Here is a 17,929-nt window from a genome sequence, read left to right as displayed (position 1 = left end):
TCCTCTACCCCCTAGTCATAATTGATGTGCACCTTGGTATGCGCCGGTGCGCTGCGATGGATCAGGCATTCCAGGGCCGAGCCCGGGTTCGTGCCAAACCGCTCACCCCAGTAACTCGCGCCAAAACGTCGGCCCAGCAGCAGGCGGCCACCGGTGTTGAGCGTCCACATGAAATGCGCCTGCCATGTTCCGAAGTGCGCCTGGCCAAACCGGGCCCGTCCCATTCGCGGGACTTCAAGCTCGGTGATGGTGGCGTTCGGATAACCTTGGCTCTTGGCGATCTCGACGTAGTAGCTGATGGCCTGGCTGCCAACAGCGAGCAGTCGCCGGCGTACGGCGAGTCGGCGGTCGTCGAACAGTGGCGTCGCGCCCAGGCACGGGTCGGGCAGGTTCATCACCCGCTCCCAGTCCGGCACCAGTTCACTGACGCCAGCCGGGTCCATTTCGTTGAGCAGGTCAGCGGCGCGAGCGTCGAGTCGGGCCAGTTCCTGGGCGACGCCTTCAAGGACTTTTTCGAGTTCCGGGACCTGCTCCGGGTCCCACGCCGGACCGCTGGGTAGCAGGCTGCGCAGTTGGGCCTGGTATTGCGCGGCGGTTCTGATCACTGCCATACGCAACCTCCGAAGGTCAGCAACTGGTTGCTCTGGGCTTCGACGTCGGCGGTAGGTGATTTGAGATCGTGATCACTTTCGCCGGTCGCGCTGCTGATGGCTTCACGGATGTGACTCACCAGCAGAGTGTCGCCCAGGCCGCCTTCGCGGTTATGCAGATCGCGCAGTTGCGCCTCAACGGCGGCGCGTACGGCCGTGGTGTCGGGCTTCAGGCTGAGTCGGTAGGTCACCGGCACTTGTACCGGCGGCAGCACACGCAACTCAGCGGTGACTGGCCGCAGAGGTTCGATGTAGGCCTGAACTTCAGCCAGTTGTTCGGGATTGGGGACGGGTTGCACATCGTCGTCACGCATGATGTACAGACTGACAATGCCGGGGCCAGGATAGCTGCCGCGACACCAGGCACGGGTCACCCCCGGACATTCGAGCGCCCAGGTTTCGTAGTCTTGTGCCGAACCGCCGTGAGGAATGATCCGGTAAGAACGAATCACCCGAGACCGCAGGGACTCCAGACTTTCCCGAGCGATTCCGCCGGTCAACCCCGGCGCCAGCACCGTGAAGCTGTTGCCGATAATGCCCAGAATCGGCTGCACCGGAATCAGCGTCATGCCGGCGTCGGCATTCCCGAGGCTGCCGGCGTCGAGGGCGGCGATGGTGGTGCTGTTGAGGCCGTTGCTGGTGGTGCGCGAAGCGGTCACTTTGTAGGTGCGACCGTCGTTCGATTGCAGCAGCGTATCGACGTCCAGCACAGCGCCAGCGCTGGCGGTAAAGCTGACGCTGCCACTGGCCGATTGTGCGGCTTTGCGCGGCTGGTTCAGACGCAGTGCGGCGATCCTTTCCAGGGTCGACTCATCGGCCTTGTCCGGGAGGATCTGCTCGGCGATCCAGTTCAGATAGCCATACAGGCCATAGGCGGCGCCACCGAGGGTACGGGCCAGCACTTGCGCATCGGACTGGCGCAGCGAATCGCTGGCCAGGTCGCTTTGGGTGCGTTTGATCAGCACCGGCAGCGAAGGGGTTTCAAACGGCATAGATCACCTGCCAACTGTTATCAGGATTGATGTCCAGGCGCTCGCCGTCGGCCAGGGTCAGGACCGTGCGCAGGTTCAGGCGCTGGGCGTCGAGGCGTTCGCTGATGATGTCGATGGCGCTGCAATGGCCGTCGTCGATCAGCCATTGCAAGGCTTCGCGGGCATAGAATTCGGCGTCCATCTGGGTCTGTCGGGTCAGCTTGACCCGGCGCAGCAGCCACAGGCGTGAGCCAATACGGTCGTCCGCGACCGTAGGAAAGGTGTCGCCCCACCAGCCGAAACGTTCTTCGTCATCGAGGGCATCGTCATCGGCGGCGCGGCGCCAGGTGAACAGGCTGATCAGCACTGAACGGGTCAGTGCGGCGTGGAGGTTCTGGCTGATAAACATCACTGGCCTCCCGCCGGCACGCCGGTCTGGCCGTTGCCCGCCTGCACGCCGACGTGCACGTGCTTGATCTGGCTGATGCCAGCGGCAATCTGATCGCCCTGAGAGACGATCTTGCCGGTCTGGGTCAGGGTCGGGGTGTCGATGTTCACGGCGGTGCTGGCGCGGATGTTCAGGGTGGCGGTTTCGATGTCGATGATCCGTCCACGCTTGAAGTGGATCTTGTCGCCTTCGTCGGTGTAGATCGCGACTTCGCCCTGGGCCAGTGCCTTGAGGCGATAGCGGCGGTCGGCGACCACCAGCACGACGGCGTGAGAACGATCACCACCCAGAAACGTGGCGATGCCTTCAGCGCCAGCCAGCGGATTGCTGGTGAAACCGTAGGGTTCGAAGTGCTCCATGTCGTCGTTCACTTCGCCGGCGGTGAGGCGCATTTGCAGCGATTGAAGCTTGGTGGCCGAGTTGGCGAGCACGACAGTGCCGCGCGCCAGGAGGCGTGTCAGTAGGCTCATTGGGTTTCCTCTGGAGTCGGGCCGAACACAGAACACTGTGGAAGCGGGCTTGCCCCGGGCGGCGTTCCGACGATGGCGGTGGATCTGTCAGATAGATGTCGAATCAACCGCCGTCTTCGCGGGCAAGCCCGCTCCCACAGTTTTAGTGTCAACCTCAGGTTTTCTTGGGAGGCACCGGATTCGCATCGAAGGTGTAAGGCGGCGCCACTTGCAGCGTGGTGACCGAGCCCTGTTCGGACAGCGAGTAAGTCACCTTGGAGATCAGCATGTCGTGGTCAAAACCCAACACCTTGTCGATCACCCGCACCAAGGTGTTGTGCTTCCACAAGTCACCGTTGGACTGCCGCCAGCCTTGTACCCGATAGGTCGTGGTGCCAGCCTTGCCGACGCGAATACCGCTTTCCCAATCGGCACGTTGCTGCGCCAGTTCCGGGGTCAATTGCGCGCTTTCGTTGATCACGGTGATCCGCTTGCGCCCGATAATCGGGTCGGTGGAAACCCCGGACACTTCGCTCACGGCCGCACCGCTCTTCTCGTCGCCGCCCTTGTGCTGACCGATCACCCGGTACTCGGAGAACACCTGGCTGAAGTCCATCGGCGCGTTGGCCGACAGAATGTTCTTGCCCAGCTCAAGCACGTCACTGGCTCGCCCACCGCTACCCGGTCGGGCCAGTACCACCCGACCTTCGGCGTCATCGGTGGAAAACACCCGAAACAGCGTGAGCAAGCGGTCGACCGACTGAAAGACCGTTTCCCCCGGCACGATCGTGTGACTGCCGAGTCGCGCGGTGTCGGGGATTTCACTGACCACTTTCCCGGCATAAGGTGAGGCCAACGCCTGAACGATGCTGAGCAACGATTGCTGATGCCATTGGTTGGGCGTGTTGATCGCCGCACAGTCCACCAGGTCCTGAGTCTTCGAACTGCCTTCGATACTCAGGCTGATCTGCCGCCCGTCATAGCTGATCGGCGCCTTGAACACATACCCACTGAGCACCAGATCGCAGCCGATTCGCACTTGGCAGGGCGCACCCGGGCGGATGGGTCGGTCGACCGTCTGCCCCGGCCATTGCCAGGTGATGTCGAGTTTGAAGGTGCGGAACTGACGCTCCAGGTCCGCAGTGATTTCAACGCTTTTCCAGCCGCCGTACTCCAGACCGTCAACGGTCAGCAACACGCTGTTATCGAGTTCATTCATGGTCTATTCCCCCAGGACTTTTACGTCGTCCAGCGGGAGAAACCCCGGATGAATAATGCCGTTGCGCTGTAGCACTTCAGCGATTCGCGTGGCGTCTCCACTTTGCTGATAGATCACGACCAGCCCTGGAAGGCTTTGCTTGAAAGACTTGCTGACCAGTCGAACGCCCGACGACGCGACCGCCTTCAAATGCGCCCGGAGGGCCTGACGCAGATTGCTCATCGCCAGATAGTGCGCGGGGTCCGCCTTGGCCTCGGGCAGCTTGAACACTTCCTCAAGTGCCGTACGCAAGGCCTCCAAATCGTCGACCACCGGAACGTCCTGGTGCGTGGTCGGTCGCACAGCCTGATGCCCGACCGGCAGGTTGGTGACCCGCTTGACGGCCTGTGAAGCCACCGGCATCGAGGCGACCCACTGGGCCACTTGCACAATCAAAGTGTCCTGCACCAGGTTGGTCAGCGCCTGGGCCGCAGCGGTGGTGTCCTTGCCGGTGGTGAGCTTCGGCGCATCAGCCTTCTTGATGGCTTCGACCTGCTGGGAGACGTTGGCAATCACGCCACGATAACCTTCACGGGCGAAGTCCTTCAGTTCGTTGATGTCGCCGATCAATCCCTTGAATTGCGCTGCCACATCCTTGGGCAGTTCCTTGACGGCTTTGACCAGATCGCTGATCTGCTGGTACTCATCGATCAACGGCTGAAGGTGCTGCTGAATCACCTCGTAAGCCTCCTTGATGCTGTTGCGCAGGTTGGCAATGCCGATCCGCGCAGCCTTGATCAAAGTCATCGCGTCTTCGAAACGCTTCACTGCAGAGCCCAGCAAGCTGTCGGCCGACACCAGCAATAGCGTCTGCGTGCTGACCGCCGCCGTGGGAAACGGCACCGGTTGATCGGGGTAAAACTTCAGGATAAAGGTCACCAGCCCGCCGTCCTGGCGGGTGTGGGTCATGTCGCATTCGCCGACCTTGACCTGCAGACGCCCCAGCCAAGGGTGAACCAGCTCACCACTGCCCTGTTCCAGCGCCTTGAGCAGTTTGTCGCGCTGTTCCAGGCAGTCGGGGCCGACGATAAATGCGGTCAAATCGTGAATCTTCGCCTGCAGGCCAAGGCCCTCGAAATACGGCAGATCCCGCTGCGGATACTCGTGCAACTGGCCTTTTTGGCCGACCGGGTTTTTCGCCTGATCGACCCAGAACTGGACGCCGCGAAACGATGCCGGCATCAAACGATCACGCCAGCTCATTGGAACCTCCAAGGGACAGTGTGCGGTAGCCGATGCGCGAATTGAGCGCCAGCGCCGGTTGATTGGTTTGCGGCTGATCGGTGCGCATGCCGGCCGGCGCATTTTCGAAGCGCACGGTCAGGCCGCCTTCGAGTTGTGTGCGGCTGTTGGCGGCGCTTTGTTGAATCAGGGCGCTGGAGTTTTGTGTCAGGGAACCAGGCTGCATCGAGGGTTTGTGCGGCAGATTGCCGGGCAGCACTGACAGGCTTTGTGGTTGCTCGGTATCGGCGCCAAAAAACGCCGGCGCAAACTTACCTTGGCCTTCGGCATTGGTTTTTTCTTGAGCCTCGGTCAAGCCTTCGACCTTGCCGGTCACACGGGTGACAAGGCTGCCGAAACCACCGGCAAAGAATTCCTTGATCGGCGCGACGACGCCTTGCAGCTTGTCCCACCATTGGCTGAACCATTCGGTGATCGGCTCCCAACGCTGTTTGATCTCTTCCAGCGGAAACCAGTCAAACAGGCTGCGCAACGTGCCGTACATCACCAGAGCAGGGGCCTTGATGCCGTCCCAGATCCCGGAAAACAGTTCGGTGACCGCGCCCCAGCCGGCGATGATCAACTCCCGCGGCGACCAGTCGAACAAGCCGTGCAGAAAGTCCATGACCGGCACCGACAGCGCTCTGAGCAAATCCCAGATCGCCGAAAACAGGCCCGTCAACGGCGTCCAGTTGCTGATGATCAAACCCAGTGGTGACCAGGAAAAAAGCGTCTGGAAAAAACCAATGATCGGTGTCGCCACCGCTTTGATGACGTCCCAGATCGCCGCGAACACGGCGGTGATCGGTCCCCAATGGCTGATGATTTGTCCCAGCGGCGTGAAGGCGAACATCGTCCTGAAGAACTCGACCATGGGCATCACGACCGGAGCAATCTTTTGCCAGAGCCCGGCGAAGAACGCCGATATGGGTTTCCAGTTGGCCACAATCAAACCGGCTGCCAGGGCGATGCCCGTAGCAATCAACACGATGGGATGGGTCTTGAGCACCATGTTCATCAGATCGAAAACCTGGGTCGCGCCGGTCACGGCGGTTTGCATTGCCGAAAACGCAATGGCACCGGCCGCAAGTCCCTCGACCAGCTTCGGGTTGTCATTGAGCAGACTGCCAAAGCCAATGAGCAGCGGCTGAATCCCTGCCGTGACGGTCGCGACGGCAGGTTGTAACGCGGTGTTTGCGGCAACCGACACCTGCTCCATCGACCGACTGAACACATTCAGGGTTTGCGCGGCGCTGGTCGGTACGCTCGGCACATCGACACCTTTGGCGGCCTCATTGACCTCGGTCAATTGGCCCTTGAACGCAGCGGACGCCTTGATCCCGTCCACGAAGGGCGTGATCACGCTGCCACCCTTGAACAGACCGCTGATGTCCAGCTTGCCCAGCCCCGTCTGTTCAAGGTGTGTTCTGAAGCCCTCGACCTTCGCTCGAAGGCGGGCCAGCTTGGAGGGCACTTCATCGCCCCCCGTCAGCTGGACCGGTGTTTTATCTTCCTTTTCCATGTCTGCCATCACTGCACCTGCTGCATCGCATTGATCCGTTGCGCGTGCTCCAGCGATTCGCGGAGCACATCCAAAGGCCTGGCCATCATCTGTTCGGGGTCAACCTTCCAGAACCAGGCCAGGTCATAGGCGACTGAAATCAGGTCGGTGATGGCTCCGACGCCGCACTCATGAAAAAACTCGCGACGGCCCAGCTCAGCGCGTTGAGGTCAGCCAGATCCAACTGATTGACCGACGACGGCGGGATGCCGGCGCACACCGCGATGTATTTGGCCGCGACGTCCATGTCGAGGCTGACTTCTTCGCTCTTGTCGATCTTGTACGGCAGCGCCTTGATCGCTCGAACTTCCTGCACCGTCGGGCGACGCAGGTTGAGTTCGGTCAAGGGCTCGCCGTGAGCTTCGATCGCAACGTGAAGCTTCACGGCGCCAGTCATTGCCAGGTCCCCTTGATGCCTTCGAATTTCAATTCGATGGTGGCGTCGTCGCCCTTGGAGACAGGCTCTTCCACCAGGTAAGCGCCGGCCAGTACGTAGACTTTGCCGTTGCTGAATTCGCAGGTGACGGTCATGTCGGTGCCTGCGATCAGTTGCTTGAGCGGGAAGTCAGCGGTGTGCAGCGCTGTCACTTTGAACGACGGGGCGATGTCGGTTTCCTTGTAGAAACCCGGTACGACGGTTTCCCGTTTCACAGCCAGCAACGGCGCTTCGCAGCCGCCATTGATAGTCAGTTGAGCGCCGTCCACTTTGACGTAGCAGGTGCCCGCAATCAGTTGACCCATGGTGTTTCTCCCTTCAAATAAAAAGCCCACGCGAAGTGGGCTGAAATCACACAGTCAAAGGCAGCGATCAGGCTGCGTCGTCGTACTGCAGACGGAATTGGTTGAGCAGCGCGAACACGCGCAGGCCGTTGATGTAATCCGGCGGGAACAGCACGTTGACCCGGCTCGGGTCCTGCACATCCCGCTCGACAATCAGGTGTTCGGCGAACAGCTCGGCGTTTTCGACGTGGCCTTCCAGTTCGAGCTTGGCGTACTGGGCAATCAGCTCACCGCGAATAGTGCTCGGGGTCACGATCGGCTGGCCGGCGCCGAAACGGGTGCCGTCGGAGGCCAGTTTGTGGCGACCGTATTTGCTGGTGATCACGCTTTGCAGACGACGCACGATAAACGCCGACTGGTGCATGGTTTCGCTGTCCAGGTAGGAATTGTCTGCCTGGCCGTAGGCGTTCTTCTGATAGGTGGTAATCGAACGCTGAATGCGCACGTAGCCGCCTTCGTAGTACGCGGTGGCGATGCCGTAATTGAGCAGCGACTGACGCTCGGTCAGGGTGAAACGCTCGCTGGCCGGCGCCGGGTCTAGGCCTGGCAGGCTGCCGCTTTGGGTCGGACGGCTGGCATCGGCGGAGATGAACACCGATGTGCGCGCAGCGAGTGCAGCGGCCTGAACCCAGAACGGTTGCGGTACGCCCGGTTCCAGTGCCTGGAGGGTCATGTGCTGGTCGTTACGCATCTGACCGGCCGCCACCAAAGTACCGATGGTGCCGCGCTTGGCGCTGTAGACATGACCGAACAATTGCTTGGCCCACGACCAACGACCGGTGCTGTCATCCATGACGGCTTGCCAGGTGTTGAGGGTCGACAGGTCCGAGAATGGCATGCAGATGAACTCGAACGGTTCATCGCCCAGCGCCGCTACCGCAGCGACCTGATCCGGCACACCGGCACCGCCGGTCATGGCGGTGATGGCCGTGGTCAGGCCGGCCGGGGTTTCTTCGCCATTGCTCTTGCCCAGGCGATTGAATTGCAGGCTGATGTCGTTACCGCTGTCGCCCGTCCATTTGGCGCTCAGGGTCACGATGCCTTCAACGGCTGCCGCGCTGACCGGCAGATCTGCCGAGGCGTTGATTTTCAGCGCCAGCGCGGTAGCGGCCTGAGCTGCCGTGGCGCCATTGACGATGGCTGCTTGAACACGAACGCCGCCAACGTACAGGTTGAGCACACCGCTTTGAGTGGCCGCCCCGGTCAGGGTCAACACGCCTTTGGCGATGCTGCCTTCGGTGTTATGCAGCGGTAGGCACCAGATTTCGCCGATCGGGTCGGTCTTGCGCCAGGTTTCATACATCGAAGCGAGCATCGAGCCCTGGCCGCCAATGCTTTTGGCCAGCGCCACGCTGGACACCAACACCAGTTTGCCAACCTCGGCCGGCGCAATGTTGTCGTTGACCTGAGCGACGATCAAACGACGCATGGCCGACGACGCACTATTGGCAGCCGAATTGTCCATCTCGGCGTAAAACAACGGCACACGAATGTCCGCGGGGATGTTGCTGAATCCGATCGCCATTATTTGGCTCCCTGTGGTTTTGCCGCTTTCACGGCTTTGGTAGTGATATCGCCATCGGCCAGACGTCGACGCCACCAGGCGTTGTCCGGCACTTCACGGCCCTCGAGGGGCAACAGATCGCCCGCTTCCGGGTCGGGCACGGCACGGCCTGGGGCCGGCAGCACGGTGATGCGTTTGCTCATGGGGTTACGTCTCCAGAGAAAGTCAGTTCCAGGCGTCCGTCGGGGCCTGGCCGTTGCAGATTGGGGTCCGCCGGATCGATCGCATCGACCCGCACGGTGACCCCGGTAAAGGACGACAAACCGTCCAGTTCACGTTCGTGCCAGCTCTCCGCAGGCTGACCAGGCAGATTGCGGCCGAGCTGGAACTCGGCATAAAAACGCAGGCGATACAGCGCACGGCTGCTGTTGATGGAAACCAATTCGCCGCCGTCGTAGGTGATGGCGTCGTAATCACTGCCGGGCTTGAACCCCACCAGCGCCCGCCACAGTTCGGCCCGCAGGTCGTGCAACAGATCCAGCGCTTTTGTAGCGTCGGTGGTGTCGAGCACCAGGGTCACTTCGAAGCGGTCGCGAATGGTCTGCCTCGTAACGTTTTGCGCCACGTTTGCGCCCGCCGGATCGGCCATCGGCACCACGTAGGCACAAGGAGTTGAAAGCGGGGTATTGGCTTGCAGCGTTTCGAGGTCGATGCCGGCAGCCACGCGACCGGCGAGGGTTGGGCAGTGATCGCGCAGTTGGGCAATCAGGGGGCTGATCTTCATGGTGTTTTCACCGGGCAATAAAAAACCCGCTTGTTGGCGGGCTTGAGTGAAAGGTACTGGCCTTGGGAAACCCGCGTCCTTGTGGGTCGGATGCCGGTCGGCACCGCTGCTCGCCATTCCATTGGGCTTTGTGATCAGTGATCCTGGCGAGGATCTCGCGGCGGCACTTCGCAAACGCCAATCCGCTTGGCCGCCCAGCGCTCATAAAGGCCAATGGCAACGTCTGCCCCGGCCATCGCCGTCAGGCAACCGAACGCGCAAGCCGTCCATATCGACACGCCGGCGGCATACAGCAGCATGATGGCCGAGACCCCGCAGACCATGCAGGCCCCGGATCGCAAGGCCAGGCGCCGCAGCAATGACCAGCCGCGGGCGCCCTCCTTATCGGCGCGCCACATTTCGCCGGACACCCCGCCCACCAGGGCGAGGACGATGACGAGCCAGATCGGCATGTCCAGCAACGCTTGTTGCTCGTTTGTCATGTCACGCCTCCTGGGGGTGATTGATGAGTGATGTGTGTGTCTTTCAAACGGTGTCTCGTGAGTTGCCTGACGGTAGGTAGGCATTCCAAAAAGCCCGGCGCTAACCGGGCTTTTCAGAATGCGATCCTTCGCATTGACCTTTCGGCGCTACTGGCGCGGTACGGATCGATTCAAATTGTTTTTCCGACCGCGGTCCCTGCCCGCCGGATAACTGCTTGTGGTGCTTTACGCTGCACACCCGGGTCAGTTGCCAACCCTCTGAACCGTTGAGGCCGGTTCATCGCTGCCTTTGTGGTGGAACTAAAGAGCTTTGCTTCGAGCTGCTTTTGAGCTGCTTTTGAGCTGCTTGAGACAAAGAATATGCATGGATGCATATACAGTCAATGCATTGATGCATTTATTTATGCATTAAAAATGCACAGACGCATGAAAGCCCCGCAGACAAAGGCGCTGGTGGTTTTTGGCAGGCGAAAAAAACCCGCTCGATGGCGGGTTTTATCTGACAGCGGTGAGGTTAACGGGCGTACATGCCCCACCAGAAGACGTGACCGAGGATGACAATCTGCTCTTCCTGGATTTCCTGGAAGGTGTAGTCCTCGTCCGGATGTTCGTCGCGATTGAAGCTGCGCAGGCGTATCCCGGTAGGCAGGCGATAAAGCTGTTTCACTCGCAACTGGCCGTTATGGTTGATGGCATACAGGTCGCCATCCACGATATCGCCGATCCCGCACTTGCCGGCATTAACGCCGACGGTGGCGCCGTCGCGCAATACCGGCAACATACTGTTGCCGCGCACCGTCACGCATTTGGCCTGGTCGAATTGAACGCCGTTGTGGCGCAGACTCCGCTTGCCGAAGCGCAGGCTAGAGCGCTCGCTCTCTTCGATGACGAACCTTCCTGATCCTGCAGCCAATTCAACCTCGCGAAGAAAGGGGACCGATACCTCGTCGTCATCGACGGGCGTATCGTCGTCCCACAGACTTATGTCCTTGAGTTCCGAATGCAATTGATCGCGCCCGGTGCTGGCTGCAGGCGCGACATCCGCACGGCCCCGCAACTGGTCGGTGCTCACGGCGAAGTACTCGGCAATCTTCGAGATGTGTTTATCCGAGGGATCGACGATCTTCCCGCTGAGGATCCGCGAGAGAGTGGATTGAGGCACGCCGGTGCGACGGTGAAGCTCCGTGGGGGAGATCCCGTGCTGATCGAGCAGCACTCTTAAGACGGTAGAAACATTGCGTTTTTGCATAAAGCGCATAGTGCTTGTTCTTTTCGCGGAAGACAAATGCCAAATTGCATAAATTGCGCATATGTCGTGCATAGACAGAAGAAATGTATCGCGGGGCTTTCATGCCTGCGTCGGGTGGACCGCCCATGTTAACCTTGCGCCCATCGCGGAAAAGCCGGGCCGATGCCCCTCCTTTGCCCTACACCTTTCAACGAATTTGCCTGATTACCCGATGAATAAAGCCCTCTCTGATCTGTCCTCCCACACGCCAATGATGCAGCAGTACTGGCGCCTGAAAAACCAGCACCCTGACCAGCTGATGTTCTACCGCATGGGCGACTTCTACGAGATCTTCTATGAAGACGCGAAGAAGGCCGCCAAATTGCTGGACATCACCCTGACCGCCCGTGGGCAGTCGGCGGGTCAGGCGATTCCGATGTGTGGGATTCCTTACCATGCCGCGGAAGGTTACCTGGCGAAACTGGTCAAGCTCGGCGAGTCGGTGGTGATCTGCGAGCAGGTCGGCGACCCGGCAACCAGCAAAGGGCCGGTGGATCGTCAGGTGGTGCGGATCATCACGCCGGGTACGGTCAGTGACGAAGCGCTGCTGGATGAGCGTCGGGACAACCTGATCGCAGCGGTGCTGGGTGACGAACGTCTGTTTGGCCTGGCGGTGCTGGATATCACCAGCGGCAACTTCACCGTGCTGGAGATCAAGGGCTGGGAAAACCTGCTGGCAGAACTGGAGCGCGTCAATCCAGTGGAGCTGATGATCCCGGATGATTGGCCGAAAGACCTGCCGGCGGAAAAACGTCGTGGGGTTCGTCGCCGTGCGCCGTGGGATTTCGAACGTGATTCGGCGCTGAAAAGTCTTTGCCAGCAGTTTTCCACCCAGGACCTGAAAGGTTTCGGCTGCGAGAACCTGACCCTGGCCATCGGCGCCGCCGGTTGCCTGCTCAGCTACGCCAAGGAAACCCAGCGCACCGCCCTGCCCCATTTGCGCAGCCTGCGCCACGAACGCCTGGACGACACCGTGGTGCTGGACGGCGCGAGCCGTCGCAACCTGGAACTGGACACCAACCTGGCCGGCGGTCGCGACAACACGTTGCAATCGGTGGTCGATCGCTGCCAGACCGCCATGGGCAGCCGCCTGCTGACCCGTTGGCTGAACCGTCCGCTGCGGGATCTGACCGTATTGCTGGCGCGCCAGACCTCGATTACCTGCCTGCTCGACGGTTACCGTTTCGAAAAGCTGCAACCGCAGCTCAAGGAAATTGGCGACATCGAGCGAATCCTGGCGCGGATCGGCCTGCGTAATGCCCGCCCTCGCGACCTGGCTCGCCTGCGCGATGCGCTCGGTGCATTGCCTGAGTTGCAAGTGGCGATGACTGAGCTGGAAGCTCCGCACATCATCCAACTGGCGAAGACCACCAGCACCTACCCGGAACTGGCGGCGCTGCTGGCAAAAGCTATCATCGACAACCCGCCCGCCGTGATCCGTGACGGCGGCGTGTTGAAAACCGGTTACGACGCCGAGTTGGACGACTTGCAATCGCTCAGCGAAAACGCCGGGCAGTTCCTGATCGACCTCGAAGCACGCGAGAAGGCCCGTACCGGTCTGTCGCACCTGAAAGTCGGTTACAACCGCATTCATGGCTACTTCATCGAGTTGCCAAGCAAGCAGGCCGAATCGGCGCCGGCAGACTATATCCGTCGCCAGACGTTAAAAGGTGCCGAGCGCTTCATTACGCCGGAACTGAAGGCGTTCGAAGACAAGGCCCTGTCGGCGAAGAGCCGCGCCCTGGCGCGCGAGAAGATGCTCTACGAAGCACTGCTCGAAGATTTGATCGCCCAGTTGCCCCCGTTGCAGGACACCGCGGCGGCACTGGCCGAGCTGGACGTGCTGAGCAACCTTGCCGAACGCGCGCTGAACCTCGATCTGAACTGCCCTCGCTTCGTCAGTGAGCCGTGCATGCGCATCAGCCAGGGTCGTCACCCGGTGGTCGAGCAAGTACTGACCACGCCGTTCGTGGCCAACGACCTGAGCCTCGACGACAACACCCGCATGCTGGTGATCACCGGTCCGAACATGGGCGGTAAATCCACCTACATGCGCCAGACCGCTCTGATCGTGCTGCTGGCACACATCGGCAGCTTCGTGCCGGCAGCCAGTTGCGAGCTGTCTCTGGTGGACCGGATCTTTACCCGGATAGGCTCCAGCGATGACCTGGCCGGCGGGCGCTCGACCTTCATGGTCGAAATGAGCGAAACCGCGAACATCCTGCACAACGCCACCGAGCGCAGCCTGGTACTGATGGACGAAGTCGGTCGCGGCACCAGCACCTTTGACGGTCTCTCCCTGGCGTGGGCTGCAGCCGAACGCCTGGCACATCTGCGGGCTTATACGCTGTTTGCTACCCACTACTTTGAACTGACCGTGTTGCCGGAAGCCCAGCCGCTGGTGGCCAACGTTCACCTTAACGCCACCGAGCACAACGAACGCATCGTGTTCCTGCACCACGTGCTGCCAGGGCCTGCCAGCCAGAGCTACGGCCTTGCGGTTGCGCAGTTGGCCGGTGTGCCGAGCGAAGTGATCGTGCGCGCTCGCGAACACCTGGGCCGGCTGGAAGCGACCGCCCTGCCTCATGAGGTTCCCAAGACCGCCAAAGGCAAACCGGCTGCACCGCAGCAAAGCGACATGTTCGCCAGCCTGCCGCATCCGGTGCTGGATGATCTGGCAAAACTTGATCTGGACGACATGACACCGCGTCGTGCACTCGAAATGCTCTATACACTAAAGACACGGATCTAACGCACTTGCCTGCAAGCTGTTAGAATCTCGCGCGGTTTGGGATGCTGCTGGCTTATAGCCTGACCAGCAGACTATCGCTCCCAAACCTGGCGACCCCAACGTGAAGGGGCTCCGCTGCCGCCGCCTGAGGAGAAAAATAGAAATGACCTTCGTCGTCACCGACAACTGCATCAAGTGCAAGTACACCGACTGCGTAGAAGTGTGTCCGGTGGACTGCTTTTACGAAGGCCCGAACTTCCTGGTGATTCACCCGGATGAGTGCATCGACTGCGCACTGTGCGAACCAGAATGCCCTGCCGTGGCCATCTTCTCCGAAGATGAAGTCCCGGAAGACATGCAGCAATTCATTCAGCTGAACGTTGAGCTGGCGGAAATCTGGCCCAACATCACCGAGAAGAAAGAATCGTTGCCCGATGCCGAAGAGTGGGATGGCGTCAAAGGCAAGATCAAAGACCTCGAACGCTGATTACCCCCGCGTTCTCAAAAAGGCCCCTCGCGGGCCTTTTTGCTTTTCTGCAGGCAAAAAAAGGGGCGGTTTGACCCGCCCACATTTTTCCCTATTCCCTGTGTTCCTTTTCATCGTCCTGATGAATCGCTTCCTGCGATGTCCTTCCCCCTCATCCTTGAAGGGTGTGTCTGTCCGTCGACACAGTTCAGATACTAGAGAATTCCCTACCAAGAGCAATCGCCCCCGATAGCTGAAATGACCTGTCACAAGTTATTAATCTGAAAAAATAATCATATAAATCAATTAGTTAATTCTATCTCACGTAAGAATATGTACGACTGCTACCCATTGAATTAGCGAACACTTACGAAAGAGTAAGCAAAAACTTACAGCGAGAGACTACAAACCAGAGGGATGACGGAGGGAACTCCCAGCCTGTTTCCCGGGCAATAAAAAACCCCGAACCAGTCGGGGGTTTTTTATGCCAGCCAGCAAATTACTTATTGAAACAGCGACTCGCTCGACAGGCCATTCTTCTCGAGAATTTCCCGAAGACGCTTCAAGCCTTCAACCTGAATCTGTCTGACCCGCTCCCGGGTCAGGCCAATCTCCAGGCCTACATCTTCAAGCGTGCTGCTCTCGTGACCGCGCAGGCCGAAGCGGCGTATCACCACTTCTCGTTGCTTGTCGGTCAGCTCCGAGAGCCATTGATCGATGCTCTGGGACAGGTCGTCATCCTGCAACAGTTCACATGGATCGGTTGGACGGTCATCGGTAAGGGTGTCCAGCAGGGTTTTATCCGAATCCGGACCCAGCGAGACGTCGACCGAAGAAACCCGCTCGTTCAGGCCGAGCATGCGCTTGACCTCGCCTACTGGTTTTTCCAGCAGGTTGGCAATTTCTTCGGGTGAGGGTTCGTGATCGAGTTTTTGCGTCAGCTCCCGTGCAGCCCGCAGGTACACGTTGAGCTCTTTGACCACATGAATCGGCAACCGGATGGTCCGGGTCTGATTCATGATCGCGCGCTCGATGGTCTGACGAATCCACCAGGTCGCGTAGGTCGAAAAGCGGAAGCCGCGTTCGGGGTCGAACTTCTCTACCGCCCGGATAAGACCGAGGTTGCCCTCTTCGATCAGGTCAAGTAGCGACAGACCACGATTGACGTAACGCCGGGCGATTTTCACCACCAGCCGCAGGTTACTTTCAATCATGCGTTTGCGCCCGGCCGGATCTCCACTTTGCGACAAGCGCGCAAAATGAACTTCTTCTTCGGGGGATAGCAGAGGGGAAAAACCAATCTCATTGAGGTACAGCTGCGTGGCATCGAGCGCACGCGTGTAGTCAATGTACTTGTGTTGCTTTAACGAGGCGGAGTGTTTGGATTTGGCACGAACGGAAGGTGGAGCAGCCCCTTCATCATTCGACATCGAATCCGTACCGATGCCGGTCTCCATAAGGAGAACCTCATCGTCGATGTCAAACTCCGGCACTTCTTTACTGAGAGCCATTGTTATAGTCCTTTGGTGAGTTCGACCTCAGGCTCAAGCGGCGCCTTTATCCTTGGCAACGCTGGAACCTGTTCCCTCTACGCGACGGAACAGGCTGGAAAGCGATCAACGACGCGGCAGGAATTGCAGCGGATCTACTGGTTTACCTTGTCGGCGAATCTCAAAATGCAGCTTCACCCGGTCTGTACCCGTTGACCCCATTTCGGCAATTGTCTGTCCGACCTTGACCTGCTGCCCCTCCCGAACCAACAGCCTGCGGTTATGTCCGTAGGCGCTAACGTAGGTATCGCTGTGTTTGATGATGACTAATTCGCCGTAGCCCCTTAAGCCACTCCCGGCGTATACCACCGTCCCATCAGACGCAGCTAAAACAGGCTGTCCCAAATCCCCGGCGATATCAATTCCTTTATTCAAACTCCCGTTTGAAGAGAATTTTCCAATAAGAATGCCATTAGATGGCCACCCCCAGCCGGTCGGGGCCGGACCGGCAGGAGGCATCGGAGCAGGGGTCGGCTTGCTGCCGACGGACGGTGTAACCACGGCTGTACTGGTGGTTGCGCCATTCGCCTGACGCCGGATAACCGTGGTTTTCAGCGACGAAGAAGGCGTTGAATCGGTGGTGCTGGCCACCGGCGTCGGCGTTGAACCGGTGCGACCGTCAAAGCGAATCGTCTGACCCGGATGGATCGTATAAGGCGTAGGAATGTTGTTGCGTGCCGCGAGGGCTTTGTAGTCCCAACCGTAGCGAAAGGCAATGGAGAACAAGGTGTCTTTAGGTCGGACGACGTATTGACCCGTGGTCACTGCCGGACGCTGGGCGACGGCGTTGTTGCGATCGACGACGCGTGCATCACTCGACTTGTTGCTGGAGCAACCGACCAGCAAGGTGCTCAAGACAAGGCCAGTCACCAGGCGCTGAAAGCTCGTTTTACCCATTCGCTGCGCAATGACTGTGAGACTCACCCGCCGCTCCCTTTGTGGTGGCTGAAAATGTGGATTGCCGTGTTCCGGCATGAAATGTCGCAAGTATAACGGGCCGTGCAGCCTTTACCTTTAATGAAGCGAAACGGCTTCGCGCACACGTTTGCTGCCTGACGATGAATCCCGTTTAACTGATCGATGCCGCTGTAAGACAGGAGCGATCGAAGAGAATTCAGCGCCCTGAAACAAATGCTCAGGCAAGTGGCCCATTGAGTAACGGGACGAAGCGTACAGCCCCCAGAACACGCCTGGAAAAGCCCTGTTCTTCCCGGATGATCAGCATCAATTGTTGAACCTCACCCGATCCGACCGGGATCACCAGCCGCCCTCCCGGTGCCAATTGATCAAGCAGCGCCTGAGGTACATCGGTCGCCACCGCGGTCACGATAATGCCGTTGTAAGGCGCCAGCGCCGGCCATCCTTCCCAACCATCGCCCCAACGGAACACCACGTTGCGCAGGTTAAGTTCCACCAGGCGTTCCTTGGCCCGGTCTTGCAGAACCTTGATGCGCTCGACGGAAAATACCCGCTCGACCAGTTGCGACAACACCGCCGTCTGATAGCCCGAGCCGGTGCCGATTTCCATCACCTTGTCGAGAGGACCTGCCTCCAGCAGCAACTCGCTCATGCGAGCCACCATATAAGGCTGCGAGATGGTCTGGTTATTGCCGATCGGCAACGCCGTGTCTTCGTAGGCGCGGTGAGCCAGCGCCTCGTCGACGAACAGGTGTCGCGGTGTACGGCGAATGACTTCCAGCACCTTGGCGTTGCAAATTCCCTCTTCATACAGGCGCTGAATAAGGCGCTCACGGGTCCGTTGTGAGGTCATCCCGATGCCACGACG

General features: G+C 59.7%; 19 protein-coding genes. 2 read left to right on the top strand and 17 right to left on the bottom strand.

Annotation, left to right across the window (positions count from 1 at the left end):
* Positions 1-11: 11 nt before the first annotated feature.
* The 14 genes from KW848_RS05900 to KW848_RS05835 all read right to left on the bottom strand — a co-directional run bounded on the left by KW848_RS05900 (position 12) and on the right by KW848_RS05835 (position 11,357).
* Positions 12-611 (bottom strand): YmfQ family protein, encoded by a 600-nt coding sequence (locus KW848_RS05900; protein WP_218536301.1) that lies wholly within the window; start codon positions 609-611, stop codon positions 12-14.
* Complete coding sequence (locus KW848_RS05895) at positions 602-1,642, bottom strand: baseplate J/gp47 family protein (protein WP_218536300.1); 1,041 nt, start codon at positions 1,640-1,642, stop codon at positions 602-604. Before KW848_RS05895 ends, KW848_RS05900 begins: the two co-directional genes overlap by 10 nt.
* A complete protein-coding gene (locus KW848_RS05890; RefSeq protein ID WP_038979177.1) occupies positions 1,632-2,030 on the bottom strand; it encodes a phage GP46 family protein in 399 nt (132 codons plus the stop codon). The genes KW848_RS05895 and KW848_RS05890 overlap by 11 nt, the downstream gene beginning before the upstream one ends.
* Complete coding sequence (locus KW848_RS05885; RefSeq protein WP_218536299.1) at positions 2,030-2,539, bottom strand: phage baseplate assembly protein V; 510 nt, start codon at positions 2,537-2,539, stop codon at positions 2,030-2,032. The genes KW848_RS05890 and KW848_RS05885 overlap by 1 nt, the downstream gene beginning before the upstream one ends.
* Positions 2,540-2,693: 154 nt before the next feature.
* Positions 2,694-3,737 (bottom strand): phage baseplate assembly protein, encoded by a 1,044-nt coding sequence (locus KW848_RS05880; RefSeq protein ID WP_218536298.1) that lies wholly within the window; start codon positions 3,735-3,737, stop codon positions 2,694-2,696.
* Between the two features lie 3 nt (positions 3,738-3,740).
* Entirely contained in the window at positions 3,741-4,979 is a 1,239-nt protein-coding gene (locus KW848_RS05875; protein ID WP_218536297.1) for a DNA circularization protein, read from the bottom strand.
* Entirely contained in the window at positions 4,966-6,528 is a 1,563-nt protein-coding gene (locus tag KW848_RS05870; RefSeq protein WP_218536296.1) for a phage tail protein, read from the bottom strand. Before KW848_RS05870 ends, KW848_RS05875 begins: the two co-directional genes overlap by 14 nt.
* A gap of 130 nt (positions 6,529-6,658) precedes the next feature.
* A complete protein-coding gene (locus KW848_RS05865) occupies positions 6,659-6,955 on the bottom strand; it encodes a phage tail assembly protein (RefSeq protein ID WP_192406411.1) in 297 nt (98 codons plus the stop codon).
* Positions 6,952-7,299 carry a phage tail tube protein gene (locus tag KW848_RS05860; protein ID WP_056739184.1) on the bottom strand — a complete coding sequence of 116 codons (348 nt, stop codon included), beginning with the start codon at positions 7,297-7,299 and terminating at the stop codon, positions 6,952-6,954. Before KW848_RS05860 ends, KW848_RS05865 begins: the two co-directional genes overlap by 4 nt.
* 67 nt (positions 7,300-7,366) lie before the next feature.
* Positions 7,367-8,863: a phage tail sheath subtilisin-like domain-containing protein gene (locus KW848_RS05855; protein WP_218536295.1), complete on the bottom strand. Its 1,497-nt coding sequence runs from the start codon at positions 8,861-8,863 to the stop codon at positions 7,367-7,369.
* Positions 8,863-9,045, bottom strand: coding sequence for a DUF2635 domain-containing protein (locus KW848_RS05850; protein WP_003198311.1), 183 nt, complete (start codon positions 9,043-9,045; stop codon positions 8,863-8,865). The genes KW848_RS05855 and KW848_RS05850 overlap by 1 nt, the downstream gene beginning before the upstream one ends.
* The gene (locus KW848_RS05845; RefSeq protein WP_192406407.1) at positions 9,042-9,626 is read right to left on the bottom strand and encodes a hypothetical protein; all 585 of its coding nucleotides are present in this window, start codon (positions 9,624-9,626) and stop codon (positions 9,042-9,044) included. Before KW848_RS05845 ends, KW848_RS05850 begins: the two co-directional genes overlap by 4 nt.
* A gap of 134 nt (positions 9,627-9,760) precedes the next feature.
* Positions 9,761-10,108 (bottom strand): phage holin family protein, encoded by a 348-nt coding sequence (locus tag KW848_RS05840; protein ID WP_046046281.1) that lies wholly within the window; start codon positions 10,106-10,108, stop codon positions 9,761-9,763.
* Between the two features lie 514 nt (positions 10,109-10,622).
* Positions 10,623-11,357 (bottom strand): XRE family transcriptional regulator, encoded by a 735-nt coding sequence (locus KW848_RS05835; protein ID WP_218536523.1) that lies wholly within the window; start codon positions 11,355-11,357, stop codon positions 10,623-10,625.
* A 211-nt stretch (positions 11,358-11,568) separates the two neighbouring features.
* Between KW848_RS05835 and mutS the strand changes: the two genes are divergently transcribed.
* Both mutS and fdxA read left to right on the top strand, forming a co-directional pair.
* Positions 11,569-14,148, top strand: coding sequence for a DNA mismatch repair protein MutS (gene mutS, locus KW848_RS05830; RefSeq protein ID WP_218536294.1), 2,580 nt, complete (start codon positions 11,569-11,571; stop codon positions 14,146-14,148).
* A gap of 142 nt (positions 14,149-14,290) precedes the next feature.
* Entirely contained in the window at positions 14,291-14,614 is a 324-nt protein-coding gene (gene fdxA, locus KW848_RS05825; protein WP_008154011.1) for a ferredoxin FdxA, read from the top strand.
* A gap of 482 nt (positions 14,615-15,096) precedes the next feature.
* On the opposite strand, the gene rpoS is transcribed toward fdxA, so the two are convergent.
* From rpoS to KW848_RS05810, 3 genes are all read right to left on the bottom strand, one after another.
* Positions 15,097-16,104 (bottom strand): RNA polymerase sigma factor RpoS, encoded by a 1,008-nt coding sequence (gene rpoS / locus KW848_RS05820; protein ID WP_008154012.1) that lies wholly within the window; start codon positions 16,102-16,104, stop codon positions 15,097-15,099.
* Between the two features lie 105 nt (positions 16,105-16,209).
* Complete coding sequence (locus KW848_RS05815; RefSeq protein WP_192406403.1) at positions 16,210-17,067, bottom strand: peptidoglycan DD-metalloendopeptidase family protein; 858 nt, start codon at positions 17,065-17,067, stop codon at positions 16,210-16,212.
* 211 nt (positions 17,068-17,278) lie between these two features.
* The gene (locus tag KW848_RS05810) at positions 17,279-17,914 is read right to left on the bottom strand and encodes a protein-L-isoaspartate(D-aspartate) O-methyltransferase (protein ID WP_177327881.1); all 636 of its coding nucleotides are present in this window, start codon (positions 17,912-17,914) and stop codon (positions 17,279-17,281) included.
* Positions 17,915-17,929: the final 15 nt, after the last annotated feature.

Source organism: Pseudomonas sp. PDM25 (assembly GCF_019219045.1).
GTDB lineage: Bacteria > Pseudomonadota > Gammaproteobacteria > Pseudomonadales > Pseudomonadaceae > Aquipseudomonas.
This window is presented reverse-complemented; position numbering and strand designations above follow the sequence as displayed.